The sequence below is a fragment of the Buttiauxella sp. 3AFRM03 genome (genome assembly GCF_003675305.1).
Lineage (GTDB): Bacteria > Pseudomonadota > Gammaproteobacteria > Enterobacterales > Enterobacteriaceae > Buttiauxella > Buttiauxella ferragutiae.
In genome coordinates this window covers 3,718,989-3,739,173 of the sequence record NZ_CP033076.1, presented here as the reverse complement: position 1 = coordinate 3,739,173, position 20,185 = coordinate 3,718,989, and the positions used below count along the sequence as shown (strand labels likewise).

Annotated in this window: 18 protein-coding genes; 5 read left to right on the top strand and 13 right to left on the bottom strand. The window is 50.7% G+C overall.

All coding sequences use genetic code 11. From position 1 onward, the window contains the following. Positions 1 to 10 precede the first annotated feature (10 nt). The 5 genes from ispH to ribF are packed head-to-tail and all read right to left on the bottom strand — an operon-like array spanning position 11 to position 5,696. Positions 11 to 958 carry a 4-hydroxy-3-methylbut-2-enyl diphosphate reductase gene (ispH, locus tag D8682_RS18985; RefSeq protein ID WP_121814878.1) on the bottom strand — a complete coding sequence of 316 codons (948 nt, stop codon included), beginning with the start codon at positions 956 to 958 and terminating at the stop codon, positions 11 to 13. After that, the gene (fkpB, locus tag D8682_RS18980) at positions 939 to 1,409 is read right to left on the bottom strand and encodes an FKBP-type peptidyl-prolyl cis-trans isomerase (protein WP_064513795.1); all 471 of its coding nucleotides are present in this window, start codon (positions 1,407 to 1,409) and stop codon (positions 939 to 941) included. The genes ispH and fkpB overlap by 20 nt, the downstream gene beginning before the upstream one ends. 3 nt (positions 1,410 to 1,412) lie before the next feature. Then, positions 1,413 to 1,919 carry a signal peptidase II gene (gene lspA, locus D8682_RS18975; RefSeq protein ID WP_064543410.1) on the bottom strand — a complete coding sequence of 169 codons (507 nt, stop codon included), beginning with the start codon at positions 1,917 to 1,919 and terminating at the stop codon, positions 1,413 to 1,415. Further along, on the bottom strand, positions 1,919 to 4,735 hold the full coding sequence (ileS, locus tag D8682_RS18970; RefSeq protein WP_064543408.1) for an isoleucine--tRNA ligase: 2,817 nt from the start codon (positions 4,733 to 4,735) through the stop codon (positions 1,919 to 1,921). The genes lspA and ileS overlap by 1 nt, the downstream gene beginning before the upstream one ends. A gap of 28 nt (positions 4,736 to 4,763) precedes the next feature. Further along, positions 4,764 to 5,696: a bifunctional riboflavin kinase/FAD synthetase gene (gene ribF, locus D8682_RS18965; protein WP_064543406.1), complete on the bottom strand. Its 933-nt coding sequence runs from the start codon at positions 5,694 to 5,696 to the stop codon at positions 4,764 to 4,766. Between the two features lie 326 nt (positions 5,697 to 6,022). Between ribF and rpsT the strand changes: the two genes are divergently transcribed. Continuing rightward, complete coding sequence (gene rpsT, locus D8682_RS18960) at positions 6,023 to 6,286, top strand: 30S ribosomal protein S20 (protein ID WP_034459390.1); 264 nt, start codon at positions 6,023 to 6,025, stop codon at positions 6,284 to 6,286. 61 nt (positions 6,287 to 6,347) lie between these two features. Here rpsT and nhaR read toward each other — a convergent pair whose 3' ends face one another. The 4 genes from nhaR to dnaK form a co-directional block, all read right to left on the bottom strand. After that, complete coding sequence (gene nhaR, locus D8682_RS18955; protein ID WP_064543405.1) at positions 6,348 to 7,241, bottom strand: transcriptional activator NhaR; 894 nt, start codon at positions 7,239 to 7,241, stop codon at positions 6,348 to 6,350. A 66-nt stretch (positions 7,242 to 7,307) separates the two neighbouring features. Further along, positions 7,308 to 8,486 (bottom strand): Na+/H+ antiporter NhaA, encoded by a 1,179-nt coding sequence (gene nhaA / locus D8682_RS18950; protein ID WP_064543403.1) that lies wholly within the window; start codon positions 8,484 to 8,486, stop codon positions 7,308 to 7,310. 220 nt (positions 8,487 to 8,706) lie between these two features. Then, positions 8,707 to 9,846: a molecular chaperone DnaJ gene (dnaJ, locus tag D8682_RS18945; RefSeq protein ID WP_064543401.1), complete on the bottom strand. Its 1,140-nt coding sequence runs from the start codon at positions 9,844 to 9,846 to the stop codon at positions 8,707 to 8,709. Positions 9,847 to 10,060: 214 nt separating this feature from the next. Next, a complete protein-coding gene (gene dnaK, locus D8682_RS18940) occupies positions 10,061 to 11,980 on the bottom strand; it encodes a molecular chaperone DnaK (protein WP_064543399.1) in 1,920 nt (639 codons plus the stop codon). Positions 11,981 to 12,278: 298 nt separating this feature from the next. On the opposite strand from dnaK, the gene satP reads away from it, so the two are divergent. Beyond that, positions 12,279 to 12,845, top strand: coding sequence for an acetate uptake transporter (gene satP, locus D8682_RS18935; protein WP_064543398.1), 567 nt, complete (start codon positions 12,279 to 12,281; stop codon positions 12,843 to 12,845). 55 nt (positions 12,846 to 12,900) lie between these two features. On the opposite strand, the gene D8682_RS18930 is transcribed toward satP, so the two are convergent. From D8682_RS18930 to tal, 3 genes are all read right to left on the bottom strand, one after another. Continuing rightward, positions 12,901 to 14,226 (bottom strand): MFS transporter, encoded by a 1,326-nt coding sequence (locus D8682_RS18930; RefSeq protein ID WP_064543560.1) that lies wholly within the window; start codon positions 14,224 to 14,226, stop codon positions 12,901 to 12,903. A 133-nt stretch (positions 14,227 to 14,359) separates the two neighbouring features. Beyond that, the gene (mog, locus tag D8682_RS18925) at positions 14,360 to 14,947 is read right to left on the bottom strand and encodes a molybdopterin adenylyltransferase (protein WP_121814877.1); all 588 of its coding nucleotides are present in this window, start codon (positions 14,945 to 14,947) and stop codon (positions 14,360 to 14,362) included. A 110-nt stretch (positions 14,948 to 15,057) separates the two neighbouring features. Next, positions 15,058 to 16,011 (bottom strand): transaldolase, encoded by a 954-nt coding sequence (gene tal, locus D8682_RS18920; protein WP_064543395.1) that lies wholly within the window; start codon positions 16,009 to 16,011, stop codon positions 15,058 to 15,060. A gap of 216 nt (positions 16,012 to 16,227) precedes the next feature. Here tal and D8682_RS18915 point away from each other — a divergent pair, with 216 nt between their 5' ends. After that, complete coding sequence (locus D8682_RS18915) at positions 16,228 to 17,673, top strand: sodium:alanine symporter family protein (RefSeq protein WP_064543394.1); 1,446 nt, start codon at positions 16,228 to 16,230, stop codon at positions 17,671 to 17,673. A gap of 86 nt (positions 17,674 to 17,759) precedes the next feature. Further along, positions 17,760 to 18,533, top strand: coding sequence for a peroxide stress protein YaaA (yaaA, locus tag D8682_RS18910; protein WP_121814876.1), 774 nt, complete (start codon positions 17,760 to 17,762; stop codon positions 18,531 to 18,533). Positions 18,534 to 18,625: 92 nt separating this feature from the next. Here yaaA and D8682_RS18905 read toward each other — a convergent pair whose 3' ends face one another. Beyond that, complete coding sequence (locus tag D8682_RS18905; RefSeq protein WP_121814875.1) at positions 18,626 to 18,916, bottom strand: DUF2502 domain-containing protein; 291 nt, start codon at positions 18,914 to 18,916, stop codon at positions 18,626 to 18,628. Between the two features lie 215 nt (positions 18,917 to 19,131). Between D8682_RS18905 and D8682_RS18900 the strand changes: the two genes are divergently transcribed. After that, positions 19,132 to 20,112 carry a GlxA family transcriptional regulator gene (locus D8682_RS18900; RefSeq protein WP_121814874.1) on the top strand — a complete coding sequence of 327 codons (981 nt, stop codon included), beginning with the start codon at positions 19,132 to 19,134 and terminating at the stop codon, positions 20,110 to 20,112. Positions 20,113 to 20,185: the final 73 nt, after the last annotated feature.

The following is a 20,185-nucleotide window of genomic DNA, read 5'->3' as shown; positions in this document are numbered from 1 at the left end:
CTTATCCACCCTACACTTCTTTCACATCCACACGCAGCTCACGCGGAACTTCGAAAACGATGTTTTCTTCGCGCCCTACCAGTTCACGGGTGTCGCTACCGCCGAGTTCACGCAGGCGAGCCAGAACGTTTTGCACCAGAATGTCGGGGGCTGATGCCCCTGCCGTCACCCCAACACAAATAGCGTCTTTCACCCACTCTTCCTGGATGTCCGCTGCGTCGTCAATCAGGTACGCCGCTTTGCCCATGCGTTGCGCCAGTTCAGCAAGACGGTTGGAGTTGGACGAGTTTTTCGAGCCAACTACCAGCACCACATCTGCTTCATCAGCCAACGCACGGACCGCTTCCTGGCGGTTGGTGGTGGCGTAGCAAATGTCGTCTTTACGCGGACCGATAATATTCGGGAAGCGGGTACGCAGCGCGTCAATCACATCAGAAGTGTCATCTACAGAGAGTGTGGTCTGGGTCATAAACGAAAGTTTATTTTCGTTTTTCACATCCAGCTTGCTGACATCTTCCGGCGATTCAACCAGGTACATGCCCCCTTTCGGGTTACTGTACTGGCCCATGGTGCCCTCCACTTCCGGATGGCCAGCATGGCCAATCAGAATGGATTCCTCACCACGACGACTGGCGCGAGCCACTTCCATATGCACTTTGGTCACCAACGGGCAGGTCGCATCAAACACCGTTAAATCACGGCCTTTGGCTTCACTGCGTACTGCTTGAGAAACACCATGTGCTGAGAAAATCAGGATTGCGCCATCAGGCACTTCACTGATCTGCTCGATGAAAATCGCCCCGCGTTCCCGCAGGCTATCAACCACGTAACGGTTGTGCACCACTTCATGACGGACATAAATCGGCGCGCCGTATATGGCCAGCGCGTTTTCAACAATGCTGATAGCGCGGTCTACCCCGGCACAAAAGCCACGAGGGTTAGCCAACAGGATCTGCATTCAACGCCTCCAGTACCGGGTCAATTTCCAGTACTTCGATATCAAAATGAATGGTTTGCCCGGCGAGTGGGTGGTTAAAGTCAACGGTGATGGAATCGCCGTTAACTTCACGTACTACACCAGGCATCTCGCTGCCATCCATTGCAGTAAACAACATAATGGCACCCGGCACCGGCTCACCCGCGTCAATAAATTCACGACGAGAGAAATACTGGATCATGTCCGGGCTTGGAATACCAAACGCCGATTCCGGTGCCAGAGAGAACGCTTTTTTGTCCCCTGCTTTCAAACCGACTAGCTGGTCTTCCATGCCTGGCGACAGTGTTTCGTCACCCAGCGTGAAGAGTGCCGGTTTGCCGTTGTTGCGGGTCGACTCGGCGGTGGAGCCATCTTCGAGTTTCAGCGTGAAATGCACGAAAACTCTGCTATTAGCCTGGATAGACTCAGCCATGGGTTATCCTTTTTGCTTAGCGGGCTTGTCGGAGGAGACAAAGAACCCCTCCAGAACAATCAGCGCCGCACCGATACAGATTGCCGTATCGGCCAGATTAAACGTGGCGAAGTGCCAGTCGCCGACATAGAAATCGATCATGTCGACCACAAAGCCATGCCATAAACGGTCAAACAAGTTGCCGAGTGCGCCGCCGATGATTAAAGCATAGGCGATGTTATGCAGCTTCTGCGTCGCTTTTGAGCGATACATCATTACCGCTAAAATCACGCATATGCCGATAGCAATACCCGCAAAGAACCAGCGCTGCCAGCCGCCTTTATCCGCAAGGAAACTAAACGCAGCGCCGTAGTTACGGGCGTAGTGCAGATTCAGCGATGGGAACAGGGATACGGTGTCCCCCAGCATGAAATGCTGGAGGATCAGGTATTTGCTGCCAAGATCGATGATCAGTACCACCACCACAAGCCACAGCCAGCTCAGGCCGGTCGAACAAATCGATTTACTCATCAGGCAAATTTACGCTTTTCGCCGTCACCGGCTACGTTAGTTACACAGCGGCCACAGATTTCTGCGTGTTCCGCCACCAGGCCGACGTCGGTGGTGTAATGCCAGCAACGCGGGCATTTTTCACCGTCAGCTTTACGCAGAGCAACTTTCAATCCTTTGAGGATTTCGCTTTGCTGCGCGTCTTCAGTTGCCTGTGCATAATCGGCAACTGCTGCACCCGAGGTCAACAAGACAAATCGTAATTCATCACCGAGGCTGTTGAGCTTCGCTGCCAGTTCGCTGTCGGCAAACAGAGTCACATCAGCTTCCAGAGAACCGCCCACACGCTTATCAGCACGTGCTTGTTCGATAACTTTGTTCACTTCGCCACGCACGGTTAACAGCGTGTCCCAGTAATCATTGTTCATCGTTTCGCTGTCAGCCAGACCGAACAGACCTTCGTACCATTCACCGGTGAAGACATATTTCTCACGGTTGCCTGGCAGGAACGCCCAGATTTCATCGGCGGTGAAGGACATGATAGGTGCCATCCAGCGAACCAGCGCTTCTGCAATGTGGAACAGAGCGGTCTGGCAGCTACGACGCGCTACGCTGTCGGACTTCGCAGTGTATTGGCGGTCTTTGATGATATCGAGATAGAACGAGCCCATTTCGATGGAGCAGAAACGCATCAGGCGTTGCACCACTTCGTGGAAATCGTAGTTTTCATAAGCGGCAAGGATATCGGCTTGTGCTTCTTGCGCACAGCTGACGGCCCAGCGATCCAGTACAACCATTTCTTCCGGTTTCACCATATCGGTTTCTGGATTGAAACCATTAAGGTTCGCCAGCAGGAAACGCGCGGTGTTACGGATACGACGATAAGAGTCGGCAGCACGTTTCAGGATCTCATCGGACACAGCAATTTCGCCGGTGTAATCCGTTGATGCTACCCACAGACGCAGAATATCGGCGCCCAATTTGTTCATCACGTCCTGCGGAGAAACGGTGTTACCGATGGATTTAGACATTTTGCGGCCCTGACCATCAACGGTGAAACCGTGAGTCAGTACCTGGCGGTAAGGCGCTTTGCCTTTCATCGCTGTCGAAATCATCAGTGAAGACATGAACCAGCCGCGATGCTGATCCGAACCTTCCAGATACATGTCTGCCGCGTGGCCGCTGAATTCAGGGCGCACATCAACAACCGATGAATGCGTTGAACCGGAGTCGAACCACACATCTAAAGTGTCTGGCACTTTGGTGTAGTTATCAGCGTCGTCACCAAGGATGTCGCGCGGGTCGAGATCCCACCACGCCTGGATGCCGTCTTGTTCAACACGCTTCGCCACTTCTTCCATCAGTTCCAGCGTGCGCGGGTGCAGCTCTTCAGTGTCTTTGTGGACGAACATCGACATCGGCACGCCCCATGTACGCTGGCGAGAGATACACCAGTCCGGGCGGTTAGCGACCATTGATTCAATACGCGCCTGACCCCAGTCTGGGATCCACTGCACGCCTTTGATCTCTTTCAGAGACTGCGCGCGCAGGCCTTTTTGATCCATGCTGATGAACCACTGCGGAGTGGCACGGAAGATGATTGGCGTTTTGTGACGCCAGCAGTGCGGGTAGCTGTGCAGCAGTTTTTCAACGTGCAGCAAGACGCCTTTATCACGCAGGATGTTAACGATCAGGTCGTTAGCTTTAAACACCTGAACGCCATCCAGACCTTCATAGGTACCAGGCAGGTAGCAACCGTCCGGGCCAACCGGGTTGGCAATTTCCAGATTGTATTTCTGGCTGATAACGTAGTCGTCAGGACCGTGACCACCAGCTGTGTGCACCGCACCAGTACCGGCTTCAAGGGTTACGTGCTCACCCAGAATAGCTGGCACGTCGAAATCTAAGAACGGATGCTTGAAGCGCAATAATTCCAGGTCTGCGCCTTTGGCAGTACCCAGAACTGTCCACTCGACGATTGCCGCGCTCTTCATTACGCTTTCGAGCAAGTCTTTGGCGACGATCAGCGCCTGGCCATCAACCTGCACCAGCACATATTCGAATTCTGCGTTCAGAGAAACTGCGCGGTTAGCAGGCAGCGTCCACGGAGTGGTGGTCCAGATAACCATCGAAACTGGGCCATTAACTTGCGTGGCACCGAATTTCGCTTTCACGGCATCAGCATCGACAGCCTGGAAGTTAACGAAGATAGAAGGAGAGGTTTTGTCGTAATACTCAACTTCCGCTTCAGCCAGGGCCGAACGACAGTCGACGCACCAGTGCACAGGTTTAGCCCCTTTATGCAGGTGGCCGTTACCGACGATTTTACCCAGCGCACGAATGATGTTCGCTTCGGTTTTGAAATCCATGGTCAGGTAAGGACGTGACCAGTCGCCCAGCACACCCAGACGGATGAAGTCGGCACGTTGGCCATCAACCTGCTCTGCGGCGTATTTGCGGCACGCCGCACGGAATTCAGCGGCGGAGACTTTCTCACCCGGTTTGCCAATCAGCTGTTCTACTTTCAGCTCGATTGGCAGACCGTGGCAGTCCCAACCTGGAACATACGGCGAGTCAAAACCAGAAAGCCCTTTGGACTTAACGATAATGTCTTTCAGAATCTTGTTAACGGAGTGACCAATGTGAATGCTGCCGTTCGCGTATGGAGGGCCATCATGCAGAATGAAGGATTTTTTGCCTTTCTTTGCATTACGGATGATGCCGTACAGGTCATCATCATTCCAGCGAGCCAGCATGCCCGGTTCACGTTTAGCGAGATCGCCACGCATCGGGAACCCTGTTTCCGGCAAATTCAGGGTAGATTTAAAGTCACTCATTAGATTCTCGGTTCCGTAGTTAGCTTGCTCAGGTCTTAGACCCAAAAAATTCGCGGGTGGTTACCACATCTTTGGCGATTTGCGCTTTCAGTTCATCAAGTGAAGCAAACCGTTGTTCATTGCGTATTTTTTTACGCAGCACCACATCTATATGGTGCCCATATAAGTCCATTGCAACGTCCAGCAAATGGACTTCCAGCTGTTGGCGCAGACCCGCCACCGTTGGCCGCGTGCCTATATTGGCAACGCCCGGCAGCAGTTTATCGCCAAGGCCTGCGACTTCTACCGCAAACACCCCTTTTACCGGGGAAACCTGACGACGCAACGGTAAATTCGCCGTTGGGAAACCAATGGTTCTTCCCAGTTCATCACCGTGGACAACTCGCCCGGAGATGCTAAACGGATGACCCAGTAAACTTTCGGCAAGTGCTAAGTCGTCTTCAGCCAGAGCCTGACGCACCGCTGTGCTGCTGATGCGCACACCGCCTTCACAGAAAGTTTGCGTACTGGTGACGTCAAAGCCATATTCAACGCCTGCCTTCTGTAATAACAAGAAATCCCCCTGGCGACCAGCACCAAAGCGGAAATCATCCCCCACCGCGAGAAATTTTACCCCGAGGCGGTTGACCAACAGATCGCTGACGAAGTTTTGCGCAGTGAAGGCAGCAAAACGACGATCGAAGCGCACGCACAGCACGTAGTCCACACCACATTCGGCCAGATAACGCAGCTTTTCGCGCAGACGTGTCAGGCGCGCAGGAGCCTTATCGCCCGCGAACAACTCAAGCGGTTGCGGTTCAAAGATCATGACCATCACCGGCAGATTGCGCGCACGCCCTTGGGCACATAGCCCTTTTAACAGGGACTTGTGGCCTCGATGAACACCATCAAAATTACCAATGGTGAGGACACACCCGTGGTGGTTCTGGCGTAGATTATGTATGCCGCGTATCAGCTTCATGGCTGGCTCAAGACAGTGGAAATCGGCGGATTATATCAATTACCGCGGTGAAGGTTAACCGGCGATTGTACCCTTAGACATAAAGCATTAAGGATTTCATCGAACTGGCACTGAGTTTCTACATAGATGCGCATCACTGGACGATTTTTGTTGCTTAAAGCTGTATTCATGACCATGAAGCTGTTAGAATCCGCGCCATCACAACGTAAGAGGCACCGGAAATTTAACGGCGCTTATTTGCACAAATCCATTGACAAAAGAAGGCTAAGAGGGCATATTCCTCGGCCTTTGAATTGTCTACACAGATCATATTTGGGAGTTGGACCTTGGCTAATATCAAATCAGCTAAGAAACGTGCTGTACAGTCTGAAAAGGCTCGTAAGCACAACGCAAGCCGTCGCTCTATGATGCGTACTTTCATCAAGAAAGTATACGCAGCGATTGAAACTGGCGACAAAGCTGCTGCACAGAAAGCATTTAACGAAATGCAACCAATCGTGGATCGTCAGGCTAGCAAAGGTCTGATCCACAAAAACAAAGCTGCGCGCCATAAGGCTAACCTTGTAGCGCAAATCAACAAACTGGCTTAATTGCCAACTTGTTGTTAGCTTAAAAAAAACCGGCTTATGCCGGTTTTTTTATGTCTGCAATTCAGGCCTCTTTGAACAGGGCTGAGTAATCCCGGTTACACACACGCTGTACCGCGGGATGCTGAATCATACGTTCGGCAAATATCGCGTGATATTCTTCCATCACATTCTCAACGCGCCCGATTTCAACAATGCTCTCATCTTTGTAGGTGTCTTCACCGTAAAGCGTCGGTGCGACAAATATCGCATTGTGTGCCGCACCAAAGGCTTTCATTAGCGCCGCATCATCAAACTCACCCAGAATTTCGACGTTCAGTCCTTGAGTGTTAATCCAGTTCAGGATCTTGCGCCCTAACATTGAACGACGGCCAGGAATCAGCAACCGTCGGGTTTCAAGGCATGCAGGGAAAGGTAAATCGGGTACTGGATTCTGGCTCCAGAAGCTAATGCCGCATTCGCCAATTTTCACCGAGAACAGCCCTTCTTGCTGAGTTGAGTCAATCGGGCAGTCAGAGATGATCATATCGAGTTTATGCTGGCTGAGTTGCTCAAGCAGCATTTCGTGAGTTGATTCGAAACAGCGCAGGTGGATTTGCTCATCTTCAACGACAGCCGCATCAAGCACACCACTCACCAGGCGTTTTGACAACGCATCCGCAATACCCACATCAAACAACAAGCTGGACTCTTTGCGATAGTTAACGATATCCAGCATTTCCTGGCTTAAAGTAAACATACGATCCGCATAACGGAAAACGAGCTGCCCCAATTCAGAAGGCACCAGGCCACGGCCCTGACGGCGGAAGAGTTTACCTTGCAGGCGTTCTTCTAATGCTTTGATCTGACCGGTGATGGTCTGCGGCGTTAAATAAAGTGCTTCCGCAGCTCCAACAACTGAACCTTCTTTGCAAACATGCCAGAAGTAGTAGAGATGATTGTAATTGATGTGTGACATACGGTTTTCGCTCCCTGATCAACAGTCCATGAGATAACGGCTCCTGAGGAGCCGTTAGTGGAAATATTAATTGTGTTGGTGTTGTGGGCTGAAGCGGCTTCTCAACATCCAGTAGCCAACCACAGCCGAGAACAGCGACCCCAACAGAATACCCAGTTTCGCCCAGGTAATGAGTGCCGGGTCGGCGCCATCAAACGCCAGTGAAGCGATGAAGATAGACATCGTGAAACCAATGCCACACAGTACGCCCACCGCCATAATTTCCTTGCACGTCGTCCCTTCTGGCAAGGTCGCCAACTTCAATTTGAGAGCCGCCCAGCAAAACAGGCTAATACCCAGCGGCTTACCGATAAACAGACCCGCCATAATTCCCATTGGCAGCAGTGAGGTCAACCCTGCAAATGTGACTCCACTTAACGACACACCGGCATTGGCGAAAGCAAACAGCGGCAGAATCAAGAACGCGACCCAGGGATGAAGCACATGCTCGAGTTCTTTTGCTGGGGAACGGCCTTTTTCGTCTTTGAGCGGAATAAGGAAACCAATAATTACCCCAGCAAGCGTTGCGTGTACGCCCGATTTTAACACCGCCGTCCATAACACTACGCCGACCAAAATGTACAGCCCGGTGCGACGTACGTTGAAGATATTCAGTAATGCCAGAACTGCGATAGCACCTGCTGCAACAGCCAACGAAAGCATAGAAAGATCATTGGTGTAGAACAGGGCAATGATAACAATCGCGCCCAGGTCATCGATGATAGCCAGTGCCATCAGGAATACTTTCAATGCTACCGGCACTCGATTGCCCAGCAACGCCAGAATACCCAGCGCGAAGGCAATATCTGTTGCTGCGGGAATCGCCCAACCTTCACGAGTGATTGGGTCCTGGAAGTTGAACAACAGGTAAATTGCCGCAGGGACAACCATCCCCCCCAGAGCAGCAATGACCGGGAATGACGCCTGGCGCATGCTGGCAAGCGATCCACTCACCATTTCGCGTTTTACTTCAAGGCCAATCATCAGAAAGAAGATCGCCATCAACGCATCATTCACCCACAACAACAGGTTTTTACTGATATCCAGTGAACCGATGCGAACTTCAACCGGTGTATTCAGAAATGATTGATACAACTCGCTGGTGGAACCCAGATTAGCAAGAACCATTGCCAGAACTGCTGCAAGGATTAAAAAGATACCGCTTGAGGCATCGCTATGGAAAAAGCGTTTTAGTTTTTTTGTCATTATTTCACCCAACTTATTTTTACTGCCTTAAACATTTAGGGCATTAATATGTATTAAGCATAACCCAACCAACACCTCGATAAAAGTAGATTATATGGCGCGAATAACTCGAAAAAATCGAATTGGAATGTTAATTGAGCTAATCAAATTCGGCGCATAAAAAAGCCTGAATCAAAAATATTCGATTCAGGCTTTGGCGCTACACAAAGGAGTGTGAAGTTTAGCGGGTTAAGTCATCAAAGAATTTCTTCACGCCATCAAAGAAATTCTTTGAACGCGGACTGTTCTTTTCACCGCTTGGCCCACCAAAACTTTCAGCCAGATCGCGCAGCAACTGCTTCTGCTTTTCGTTCAGGCTGACAGGTGTTTCCACCACAACGCGGCATAACAGGTCGCCCTGAGCCCCGCCACGTACGGATTTCACCCCTTTGCCACGCATTCTGAACAATTTGCCAGTTTGCGTTTCACCAGGTACTTTCAGGTTCACACGACCATCCAGGGTTGGCACTTCAATCTCACCACCCAACGCCGCCATTGCAAAGTTAATTGGCACTTCGCAATACAGGTTATTGCCTTCACGCTCAAAGATTGGGTGCTGTTTGACCTGAACCTGAACGTACAAATCACCTGATGGTGCTCCGTGTTCGCCTGCTTCACCTTCACCAGCAAGACGAATACGATCGCCGGTATCCACGCCCGCCGGGATCTTCACGGACAGGGTTTTGGTTTTTTCTACACGACCATGGCCATGGCAGGTATTGCACGGATCTTTAATAATCGAGCCACGACCCTGGCAGTGCGGGCAGCTTTGCTGCACTGTGAAGAAGCCCTGGCGCATCTGCACCTGGCCTTGCCCATGACAAGTCGGGCAAGTCTGCGGTTTAGATCCCGCTTTCGCGCCGCTACCGTGGCAAACGCCACACTCTTCGAGTGTTGGAATGCGGATCTCTTTGGTGACGCCACGAACCGCTTCTTCCAGCGTTAAGTCCATGTTGTAGCGTAAATCGGCACCACGGGAAGCACGTTGACGACGGCCACCACCGAAGATATCGCCGAATACGTCGCCAAAGATATCGCCGAAGTCAGCACCACCGCCACCAAATCCACCGTGACCGCCGCCACCCATACCACCCTGTTCAAACGCGGCATGACCATACTGGTCGTAGGCTGCACGTTTTTGTTCGTCGGTAAGGATTTCGTAGGCTTCTTTAATTTCTTTAAACTTCGCCTCGGACTCTTTGTCACCCTGATTACGATCCGGGTGGAACTTCATTGCCAGGCGTTTATAGGCTTTCTTGATTTCACGCTCTTCCGCGTTTTTCGGAACGCCTAAAACCTCGTAATAGTCTCTCTTCGCCATCTTTTTTGTCTGCCCCTAACATGCGGGCACGGGCGCAGAGGAAAACCTCAACGCCCGTGCCAGTTACCAACCGCTCTATTCATCATTCTTCGAGCTGCAGGGGTGTTGGCTGCGCTCATTCACCCCAGTCACTTACTTTAGTAAGCTCCTGGGGATTCACTCCCTTGCCGCCTACCTGCAACTCGAATTATTTCGAATATGAATAAAAGGGCGATTATTTTTTGTCTTTAACTTCTTCGAACTCAGCGTCAACAACGTCGTCGTCTTTGCCAGCTGCGTTGCCAGCATCAGTCGCGTTACCCGCTTGTTGTTCAGCGTGCTGTGCCTGAGCCAGTTCCATCAGTTTCTGAGAAACTTGCGCCAGAGCCTGCATTTTCGCTTCGATGTCAGCTTTGTCTTCGCCTTTCAAAGAAGTTTCCAGCGCGCTCAATGCAGACTCAATAGCAGTTTTGTCGTCAGCTGGCAGTTTGTCGCCCGCTTCTTCAACTTGCTTACGAGTGCTGTGCATCAGGTGGTCACCCTGGTTGCGAGTCTGAACCAGTTCTTCGAACTTACGGTCAGCTTCGGCGTTAGCTTCTGCATCACGCACCATTTTCTGGATTTCTTCTTCGTTCAGACCAGAAGATGCCTTGATAGTAATCTTCTGTTCTTTACCGCTGTTTTTGTCTTTCGCAGACACGTGCAGAATACCATCCGCATCGATGTCGAAGGTGACTTCGACTTGCGGCATACCACGTGGTGCCGGGCTGATACCATCCAGGTTGAACTGACCCAGAGATTTGTTATCAGCTGCACGTTTACGCTCACCCTGAATCACATGGATGGTCACCGCAGACTGGTTGTCTTCAGCGGTAGAGAACACCTGGCTGTGCTTAGTCGGGATTGTGGTGTTTTTGTTGATCAGTGAAGTCATCACACCGCCCATGGTTTCGATACCCAGAGACAACGGGGTAACGTCCAGCAGCAGTACGTCAGTCACGTCACCAGCAAGCACACCACCCTGAACAGCAGCACCGATTGCAACAGCTTCGTCCGGGTTAACGTCTTTACGTGGTTCTTTACCGAAGAACTCAGTCACTTTCTTCTGCACCATTGGCATACGAGTCTGACCACCGACCAGGATAACGTCCTGGATATCGGATACAGACAGGCCAGCATCTTGCAGCGCAACTTTCAGCGGCTCGATAGAACGGTTTACCAGGTCTTCGACCAGGGATTCCAGTTTTGCACGAGTCACTTTGATGTTCATGTGTTTTGGACCAGTTGCATCTGCAGTGATGTACGGCAGATTCACGTCGGTCTGCTGAGCAGAAGACAGCTCAATTTTCGCTTTTTCAGCAGCTTCTTTCAGACGCTGCATAGCCAGTGGATCGTTACGCAGATCGATACCTTGATCTTTCTTGAACTCTTCCACTAAGTAGTTGATCAGACGGCTATCGAAGTCTTCACCACCCAGGTGGGTATCACCGTTGGTTGCCAGAACTTCGAAGGTTTTCTCGCCATCAACTTCGTCGATTTCGATAATAGAGATATCGAAAGTACCACCACCCAAGTCGTAAACCGCGATAGTACGGTTGCCAACTTCTTTATCCAGACCGTAAGCCAGAGCGGCTGCGGTTGGTTCGTTGATGATACGTTTTACTTCCAGACCTGCAATACGGCCAGCATCTTTCGTTGCCTGACGCTGTGCATCGTTGAAGTACGCAGGAACGGTGATAACAGCTTCAGTTACTGGTTCGCCCAGGTAATCTTCAGCGGTTTTCTTCATTTTCTTCAACACTTCAGCAGAGATCTGCGGAGGTGCCATTTTCTGGCCTTTAACGTCAATCCATGCATCGCCGTTATCAGCGCCAATAATTTTGTACGGCATGATGGCTTCATCACGCTGCACTTCTTCATCCTGGAAGCGACGGCCAATCAGGCGTTTGATCGCGAACAGAGTGTTCTGCGGGTTAGTCACTGCCTGACGTTTAGCCGGCTGACCTACCAGAATCTCACCATCCTGCGTATAAGCAATAATAGAAGGAGTGGTGCGGTCGCCCTCGGCGTTCTCCAGCACACGTGCAGTAGTACCATCCATAATTGCTACACAAGAGTTGGTAGTACCCAGGTCGATGCCAATAATTTTACCCATCTAAACGTCTCCACTTAAAATTTGTTCGTCATGTGGTTGTGAACCTGTTATGCGGGCAAACAAGAGTCTTTCAACTGCCCAAACGTGCTTTTTTTGCAGGCTCATCAACTGCGGTTGGATACAAGATGGGGTCACTAAGCTCGCCATCAAGGGGCAAGGTAAAAAAAATTTTCATCTTCACACCTGTTTAGATCATAGACTCGCGCCCTTCACCTGATTATGATGCCGCGCCCCGCTGCCCTTTAGCGGTTATGCGGCGCTCACATATATCCATTTTCAGACGAATTTTAGAGGAACTATGGGCAACACTAAGTTGGCTAATCCAGCTCCCCTGGGCTTGATGGGCTTCGGCATGACCACCATCCTGCTCAACCTGCATAACACCGGCATCTTCCCTATGGATGTCAACATTCTTGCAATGGGTATTTTTTACGGTGGTATCGCGCAAATTTTTGCCGGCCTGCTGGAATTCAAGAAAGGTAATACTTTCGGCCTGACAGCATTCACTTCTTATGGCTCTTTCTGGCTGACTCTGGTCGCCATTCTGATCATGCCTAAGATGGGTCTTGCAGACGCGGCAAACGCACACTTCCTTGGCGCGTATCTCGGCCTGTGGGGTGTCTTCACTCTGTTCATGTTCTTCGGCACCCTGCAAGCTAACCGCATGCTGCAGTTCGTGTTTGCTAGCCTGACAGTTCTGTTTGCCCTGCTGGCTATTGGCCACCTGGTTGATAACGAAAGCATCGTGCGCGTTGCGGGTTGGATCGGTCTGGTTTGTGGTGCTAGCGCCATTTACCTGGCGATGGGCGAAGTGCTCAACGAGCAGTTTGGCCGTACCGTGCTGCCAATTGGTGAAAAACACTAATTCCGGCAAGCAACGAGCCAGAAGACAAAAACGCGGAGCCAGGCTCCGCGTTTTTTTATGAATGTTGCAGCGGTCTTTCAACCACCTTCCCTTCATGCGTTAAATCATTTCTCAGCCAAATTCCCAGTGCCAGGCCAACCATTGCCAGTGCCAGCACATACCAGGCAGGCGCCATCGGTGATACCGCCGACAACATGGTGACAAAGATAGGCGTCAGACCACCGAAAATGGCATAAGACATATTATAAGAGAACGAAATCCCACTAAACCGCACTTCTGCCGGGAATGCCCTGACCATTACGTATGGCACCGCACCTACCACTCCAACGCTCAAACCAACCAGGCCATATAAGAAGAACAAATATTCAGGATGGCTCGCCGTCAGGTGATAGAACATCCAGCTACAAACCGCCAGCAACACACTACCGATGATAAAGGTCTTGCTGGCACCAATACGGTCGATAATCATCCCGGCTAAAATACACCCGATACACAACATCACAATCGCAATACTGTTTGCCTGAAGCGTCAGTGCTGGCGCGATGCCCAACTGTTTTTGCAACCAGGTTGGCGCCATCAAAATAACCACAACAATTCCTGCAGACAGCAACCAGGTCAGCAGCATCGAAACCACGACAGCCTTTTTATGGTTCACGATGACGGATTTCAACGGCAACTCTTCTGCCAGTGCTTTACGTTGCTGCATCTCAATAAAAATCGGCGTCTCTTGCAACCAGCGGCGCAAGTACATCGCCACCAGCCCGAAAATACCGCCTAAGAAGAACGGAATACGCCAGCCGCCATCATGAATCGCCTGCTGCGTCATCGAAGTATTAATAATGGTGGCGACAACGGAACCCAGCAAAATCCCGGCAGTTAAGCCAGCAGTTAACGTGCCACAGGCGATGCCGATACGTTTATAAGGTACGTGCTCGGCAACAAACACCCAGGCGCCCGGCACTTCACCGCCGATTGCCGCCCCTTGAAGAACGCGCATCAACAGCAGTAATACCGGAGCGGCAATGCCGAGAGTTTCGTAGGTCGGCAACATACCAATCGCCAGAGTCGGCAACGCCATCAGCAAAATGCTCAGGGTGAACATTTTTTTGCGTCCAACCAGATCACCAAAGTGCGCCATGATGATGCCACCTAGCGGGCGCGCCAGATAACCCGCAGCAAAGATGCCGAACGTTTGTAGCTGACGTAGCCATTCAGGAATATCCGCGGGGAAGAACAGTGCCCCGACGACGGTGGCAAAGAAGACGAAGATGATGAAGTCGTAGAATTCGAGCGCGCCACCAAGGGCGGCAAGAGTCAGGGTTTTGTAATCCTGACGATTCAAAGGTCTTGTGTGTGGTGTTGACGGCAATTGTTGTGACATAAGAACCTGCGCATAAAGATGAGTGTGGTTTTTAGTTTCCATTTTGCTGTAAAGCAAAACTTACTATAACGTTCCCCACACGACATACCAGAGCCACTACATCTTATCATCTTATGTCACAAACAACCTATTTTTAGATATTTACTTCACGGATTGCACTTTTTGGACGAAAAGATGCTACGACAGTCGTATCTGTTTCAATGTAAGGACCATCCAGTAGCTGTATACAATACGGTACACTTGCAAAAATACCCGGTACCACAACTTTGCCATCAGCATCTTTAACGCCTTCAAGCGTTTCTTGAATCGATTTTGGCTGGCCAGGTAAATTGAGGATTAGCGCCTGCTTACGGATAACGCCCACCTGGCGCGAAAGAATCGCCGTCGGCACAAACTGTAGACTTATCTGGCGCATCTGCTCGCCAAAGCCAGGCATCACGCGGTCAGCAATAGCAAGCGTTGCATCAGGGGTCACATCACGACGCGCCGGCCCCGTACCACCCGTGGTAAGCACCAAATGACAGGCCATTTCATCCACCAACTCACACAGCGCTTGTTCAATCAGCGGCTGTTCATCAGGGATTAAGCGGTTTTCTATTTGAAAAGGAGTGGTTAAGGTTTTCTCCAGCCAGGCAACGAGCGCCGGAATGCCTTTATCTTGATAAACGCCGCTTGAAGCGCGGTCAGAGATCGAAACTAAGCCAATGCGTAAGGTATTCATATCATTCCCGGGAAATCAGCAAACTTAACGGAATGATACACGGCGAAGGGAATTGCAGACAGGGTGAAACACTAAAAAGCGTGACCGGAACACTCCGGCCACGCCAATGATTACAGCAGGTCGCCGATCATTTTTTCCAGTTTTTCCTGGTCGATAGCAAACTTACGGATGCCGTCAGCCAGTTTATCAACTGCCATTGGATCCTGGTTATGGCTCCACAGGAACTCGGATTCAGTCATACGCTCAGGGCGTGCTTTAACTTCACCGGTGTAAGCCAGTTTACGCTCAACCGCACCTTCGCTTTCAGCCAGCTCTTTGAGCAGAGCAGGCGCGATGGTCAGACGGTCACAACCAGCCAGTTCGATAATCTCGCCCAGGTTACGGAAGCTTGCGCCCATAACGACGGTTTCGTAACCGTGTTGTTTGTAGTACTGGTAGATTTCAGAAACAGAAACCACACCTGGATCTTCGTGCGCAGCGTACTCTTTCTTATCGGTATTGGTTTTGTACCAGTCGAGGATACGGCCCACGAATGGAGAAATCAGGAACACGCCAGCTTCAGCACAAGCACGAGCCTGAGCGAAGGAGAACAGCAGCGTCAGGTTACAGTTGATACCTTCTTGCTCCAGCTGTTCAGCAGCACGAATGCCCTGCCAGGTAGAAGCCAGTTTGATCAGGATACGGTCATTGCTGATGCCCGCATCGTTATACATTTTGATCAGACGTTTTGCTTTGGTGATGCTGGCATCGGTGTCGTAAGACAGACGCGCATCAACTTCAGTAGAAATGCGACCAGGGATCAGTTTGAGGATTTCCAGACCAATATTCACCGCAAGCTTGTCAGTTGCATCCACAACTTGTTGTGCACGATCGCTGCTTTGCTCACGCGCCCATGCAACCGCATCATCAATCAGTTTGCGGTATTCAGGAATTTGCGCAGCGTTCAGGATCAGAGATGGGTTGGTGGTAGCATCTTGCGGTTGATACAGCTTCATTGCCGCAATATCCCCGGTGTCCGCCACAACTGTGGTTAGCTGACGCAGGGAGGTCAATTTATCCGTCATGATAGTGTTTCTCGTTAGGTGTAACTTGTTAGGGGGATGTAACCGGTCTGGCTTGATGATATCACGACGTCATTCAGGCGCAACCGCAGCAACACATCGTCAGGAACTGAACGCGAAACTGATATATTCTGTGTATTATTCGCCTGCAATCTAATGGAACATGCGCAACCACCGCGCATTAGTCGTGCTCGCAGTGCATGTAAACGAGGGATGTTAATGGCCGATTTTTTTATGTTCATCAATGAGATACTGTGGGGTTCTATTCTCATTTATTTATTAGTCGGGGCCGGTATTTGGTTTACCTGGCAATGTGGCTTTGTCCAGTTTCGCTATCTGACCCAGCTTCGCGGTCTAATCCTTACCAATAAAAACGAAGATTCTTCCGGACTTTCCTCATTTCAGGCGCTGTGTACAAGCCTTGCCGCACGCATCGGCAGCGGTAATCTTTCCGGCGTCGCAATTGCACTAACTCTCGGTGGCCCTGGCGCTATTTTTTGGATGTGGGTAGTCGCCATGCTTGGAATGGCAACATCCTTTGCCGAATGTACCCTCGCCCAGCTCTATAAAACCCGTGATAGTGAAGGTAATTACCGTGGTGGCCCCGCCTGGTACATGGAACGCGGGCTTGGAATGCGCTGGATGGGGGTGATGTTTTCCGTCTTCCTGATGGTCGCCTTTGGATTGATTTTCAACGCGGTACAAGCCAACTCCATCGCCAGCGCAGTTAACCATGCTTTCGGGATCCCTAAAACCTGGATTGGCATCGCACTTGTTGTTTTGACGGCTGGCGTGATTTGGGGCGGAATGCGTGGCACTGCGCGTGTCTCCCAATGGCTAGTGCCGTTCATGGCATTTATCTGGGTGTTGATGAGCCTCGTGGTTGTAGCAATGAACATCGAACGCCTGCCTGAAGTCGTTTCACTGGTATTCAGAAGCGCGTTTGGTTGGCAAGAAGCGGCATCGGGTGCGATTGGATTTAGCATCAGCCAGGCCATTACCACCGGTTTTCAGCGAGGAATGTTCTCCAACGAAGCAGGAATGGGTTCATCACCCAACGCCGCAGCCGCAGCAGCCACCTGGCCTCCACACCCCGCCTCGCAAGGGCTGGTGCAAATGTTCGGCGTGTTGATCGATACCATGATCATCTGTACCGCCACCGCGGGAATCATCCTTTTTTCGGGAATTCTGGATACCGCAAATCCACAGATGAATGGTGTTACGCTGGTGCAACAGGGGCTGAGTAATGTGGTCGGTTCATGGGGGGCGGGGTTTATCGCGCTAATTGTGTTGCTGTTTGCCTTCACGTCGATTATCGCCAACTATGCCTACGCAGAAAACAACCTTTTGTTTCTACAAAATAAAAGTCCATTTTCCATCGTGTTATTTCGCTGCATGGCGCTGGTGATGGTGATGTTTGGTACTTTATCTCCGTTGCCGATAGTCTGGCAGATGGCAGATGTGGCAATGGCGTTTATGGCGGTCACTAATCTCACGGCGATTTTATTGCTATCGCCTATCGCACGTGATTTGAGCGCCGATTACCTGCGCCAGTTGCGCCTCGGTATGACGCCAGTTTTCGATCCGAATCGTTTTCCCGAAATTAAAAGCCAACTGGAACCCGGTATTTGGGACAATCACAAGCCACCTGAAACCAGGCGCTAATCGCAACCATTGGCAGATACTTTCAGTAAATTTGCTACCATGTAGCCAAAATATGTCGAGTTACATCGCGGCGGCAAGGAACAGAGATGCTCATACTAATTTCACCTGCAAAAACACTGGATTATCAAAGCGATCTTCCTACCGATCGTTATACTCAGCCAGAACTGCTGGACCATTCGCAGCAGTTGATTGCGGTGGCGCGCAAGCTTAGCGCACCGCAAATTTCGTCATTGATGCACATCAGTGACAAGCTGGCGTCATTGAACGAAACCCGTTTTCATGAATGGCAGCCTGATTTCACACCGCAAAATGCGCGTCAGGCGATTCTGGCGTTCAAAGGCGATGTGTATACCGGATTACAAGCTGAAGAGTTTAGCGACGCAGATTTCGATTTTGCCCAGCAGCATTTACGCATGCTTTCAGGGCTATATGGCGTGTTACGTCCGCTGGATCTGATGCAGCCTTATCGTCTGGAGATGGGCATTAGGCTTGAAAACCCGAAGGGCAAAGATCTGTATCATTTCTGGGGCGACACCATAACCGAAAAGCTGAACCAGGCGCTGGCAGCTCAGGGCGACAATGTGGTGATTAACCTGGCATCAGACGAGTATTACAAATCGGTAAAACCGAAAAAGCTCAATGCAGAAATCATCAAGCCGGTATTCCTGGATGAGAAAAATGGCAAGTTTAAAGTCATCAGCTTCTATGCCAAGAAAGCGCGTGGGCTGATGAGCCGTTACATCATTGAGAATCGACTCACTAAACCTGAACAACTCACTGATTTTAACACCGATGGCTACTTCTTTGATGAAGCTGCATCGGGCAAACATGAGTTAGTGTTTAAGCGTCACGAACAGTAAACCTCTTCCCAGGTCGGATAAGCTTGCGTCATCCGACTCCACTGGCGTAAATGGTGGATGACGCTAACGCTCATCCACCCTACAAACCCCGTTTAGTGATTTTTGTGTTGGCCGTAGTGATTACCGTTGTCATGTTTATCTTTTTTATAATGGCCATTTTTCTTACCGTGATTATCATGCGGATGCCATCTATTATCACGCCACTCATAGTGGTCGTCCCACCAGCCACGGTCGCGCCAGTGTTCACCGTCCCAGTAGTTACCGCCCCGGTCCTGCTCGCCAATTTGCAGTTTGACTGACGGGACAAGCGTAATTTCAGAAGCTTGCGCTGCCAGCGGAGTCACCACCAGAATCGATAAAGCCAACATTATTGATTTCAACATAAGTCACTCCTTACTACATTCACACCCGCTATGGGTCGTTAAGGAAAGCATAAGCCGAACAACGCGGAGTTGTTATACTGTGCAATCCTAATCTCTGAACGCCCGCATTTAATGGGAATTCCTACATTTTCCCTCCTTGTTTCCTGCATATTTCCTCCATGATTCAGACTCACACCCACCTTGACTTATTTTGTTAAAAGCGTACTTTTCAGGACATGAAAACCTTTCTGATTATTGTTCCCGATGGCGGGGTGCTGTTCGAAGCCGCCGGAATTGCCGACATACTGATGCAAGCCAACCGCTTACAGGCGGAAGGTTTGTCTCAACCTCGCTACCAGATAAGACTTGCGACCACTCAGCCTCATCAGGTGATCCACGGTCAATCCGGGCTGAACTTGCTGGCCGACTATCGCCTGCACGAACTTGATCCTTATGAACCTCGGGATACCATTATGATCACGGGGAGAGGATCAGATGAGTTAGAAGGTACCGCGGTGGTCAATTGGTTAAAGCTTGCCGCACCTCACGCTCAGCGCATTGTTTCCATTTGCGGCGGGGCAATGTTGTTGGCACAGGCTGGGTTACTTAACGGCCGTCGTGCGACAACCCACTGGCATCTGCTGGAAAAGATGCAATCCACTTACCCGCACGTCAAAGTCGAAAGTGGTCCGCTCTATCTTCAGGATGGCCCTATCTGGACTTCTGGCGGAGTAAGCTCAGGTTTTGATCTGACCCTCGCACTGGTCGAAGAAGATTATGGCTTTACGCTTGCTCGCGACGTGGCACAGGATCTGGTGATGTATCTGCGTCGTCCCGGCGGGCAAATGCAATTTAGTCGATACCACCTCCAGCAAAGCGACATCTCCAGTCCGATAGGTCAATTGCAAAACTGGCTTATTGAAAATCTATCCGCCGATTTGTCGGTTGAGAAACTGGCAGACCGGGTCGCGATGAGTCCTCGTAACTTCACGCGTGTTTTCAGCAAAGAAACTGGCATCACACCAGCGCGCTATGTTGAAGAAGCCCGCCTTGCAGCAGCCCGACATTGCCTTGAGCAAACGCGGGAAACGCTCGAGCAGATTGCGAGTAAAGTGGGCTTCGGCAATACCATCACTTTGCGCCGCGCCTTCGAGCGTCAACTACACCTCACACCGGGCGAATACCGCGAGCGTTTTCATTGTCGAAAAATGGCGTGAATTGATCCTTTTTTGTCATTTACGCCACTTTGCCTGAAGCCTACAGTGATTCCAGACATTTCAAAGAAGGAGT

Bases quoted from the DNA above. Each gene is read 5' to 3' on its own strand.
- tal (WP_064543395.1), bottom strand. From the start codon at position 16,011: ATGACGGATAAATTGACCTCCCTGCGTCAGCTAACCACAGTTGTGGCG.
- lspA (WP_064543410.1), bottom strand. From the start codon at position 1,919: ATGAGTAAATCGATTTGTTCGACCGGCCTGAGCTGGCTGTGGCTTGTG.
- fkpB (WP_064513795.1), bottom strand. From the start codon at position 1,409: ATGGCTGAGTCTATCCAGGCTAATAGCAGAGTTTTCGTGCATTTCACG.
- D8682_RS18930 (WP_064543560.1), bottom strand. From the start codon at position 14,226: ATGTCACAACAATTGCCGTCAACACCACACACAAGACCTTTGAATCGT.
- dnaJ (WP_064543401.1), bottom strand. From the start codon at position 9,846: ATGGCGAAGAGAGACTATTACGAGGTTTTAGGCGTTCCGAAAAACGCG.
- ispH (WP_121814878.1), bottom strand. From the start codon at position 958: ATGCAGATCCTGTTGGCTAACCCTCGTGGCTTTTGTGCCGGGGTAGAC.
- nhaA (WP_064543403.1), bottom strand. From the start codon at position 8,486: ATGACAAAAAAACTAAAACGCTTTTTCCATAGCGATGCCTCAAGCGGT.
- D8682_RS18915 (WP_064543394.1), top strand. From the start codon at position 16,228: ATGGCCGATTTTTTTATGTTCATCAATGAGATACTGTGGGGTTCTATT.
- ileS (WP_064543408.1), bottom strand. From the start codon at position 4,735: ATGAGTGACTTTAAATCTACCCTGAATTTGCCGGAAACAGGGTTCCCG.
- dnaK (WP_064543399.1), bottom strand. From the start codon at position 11,980: ATGGGTAAAATTATTGGCATCGACCTGGGTACTACCAACTCTTGTGTA.
- D8682_RS18900 (WP_121814874.1), top strand. From the start codon at position 19,132: ATGAAAACCTTTCTGATTATTGTTCCCGATGGCGGGGTGCTGTTCGAA.
- mog (WP_121814877.1), bottom strand. From the start codon at position 14,947: ATGAATACCTTACGCATTGGCTTAGTTTCGATCTCTGACCGCGCTTCA.
- satP (WP_064543398.1), top strand. From the start codon at position 12,279: ATGGGCAACACTAAGTTGGCTAATCCAGCTCCCCTGGGCTTGATGGGC.
- yaaA (WP_121814876.1), top strand. From the start codon at position 17,760: ATGCTCATACTAATTTCACCTGCAAAAACACTGGATTATCAAAGCGAT.
- ribF (WP_064543406.1), bottom strand. From the start codon at position 5,696: ATGAAGCTGATACGCGGCATACATAATCTACGCCAGAACCACCACGGG.
- nhaR (WP_064543405.1), bottom strand. From the start codon at position 7,241: ATGTCACACATCAATTACAATCATCTCTACTACTTCTGGCATGTTTGC.
- D8682_RS18905 (WP_121814875.1), bottom strand. From the start codon at position 18,916: ATGTTGAAATCAATAATGTTGGCTTTATCGATTCTGGTGGTGACTCCG.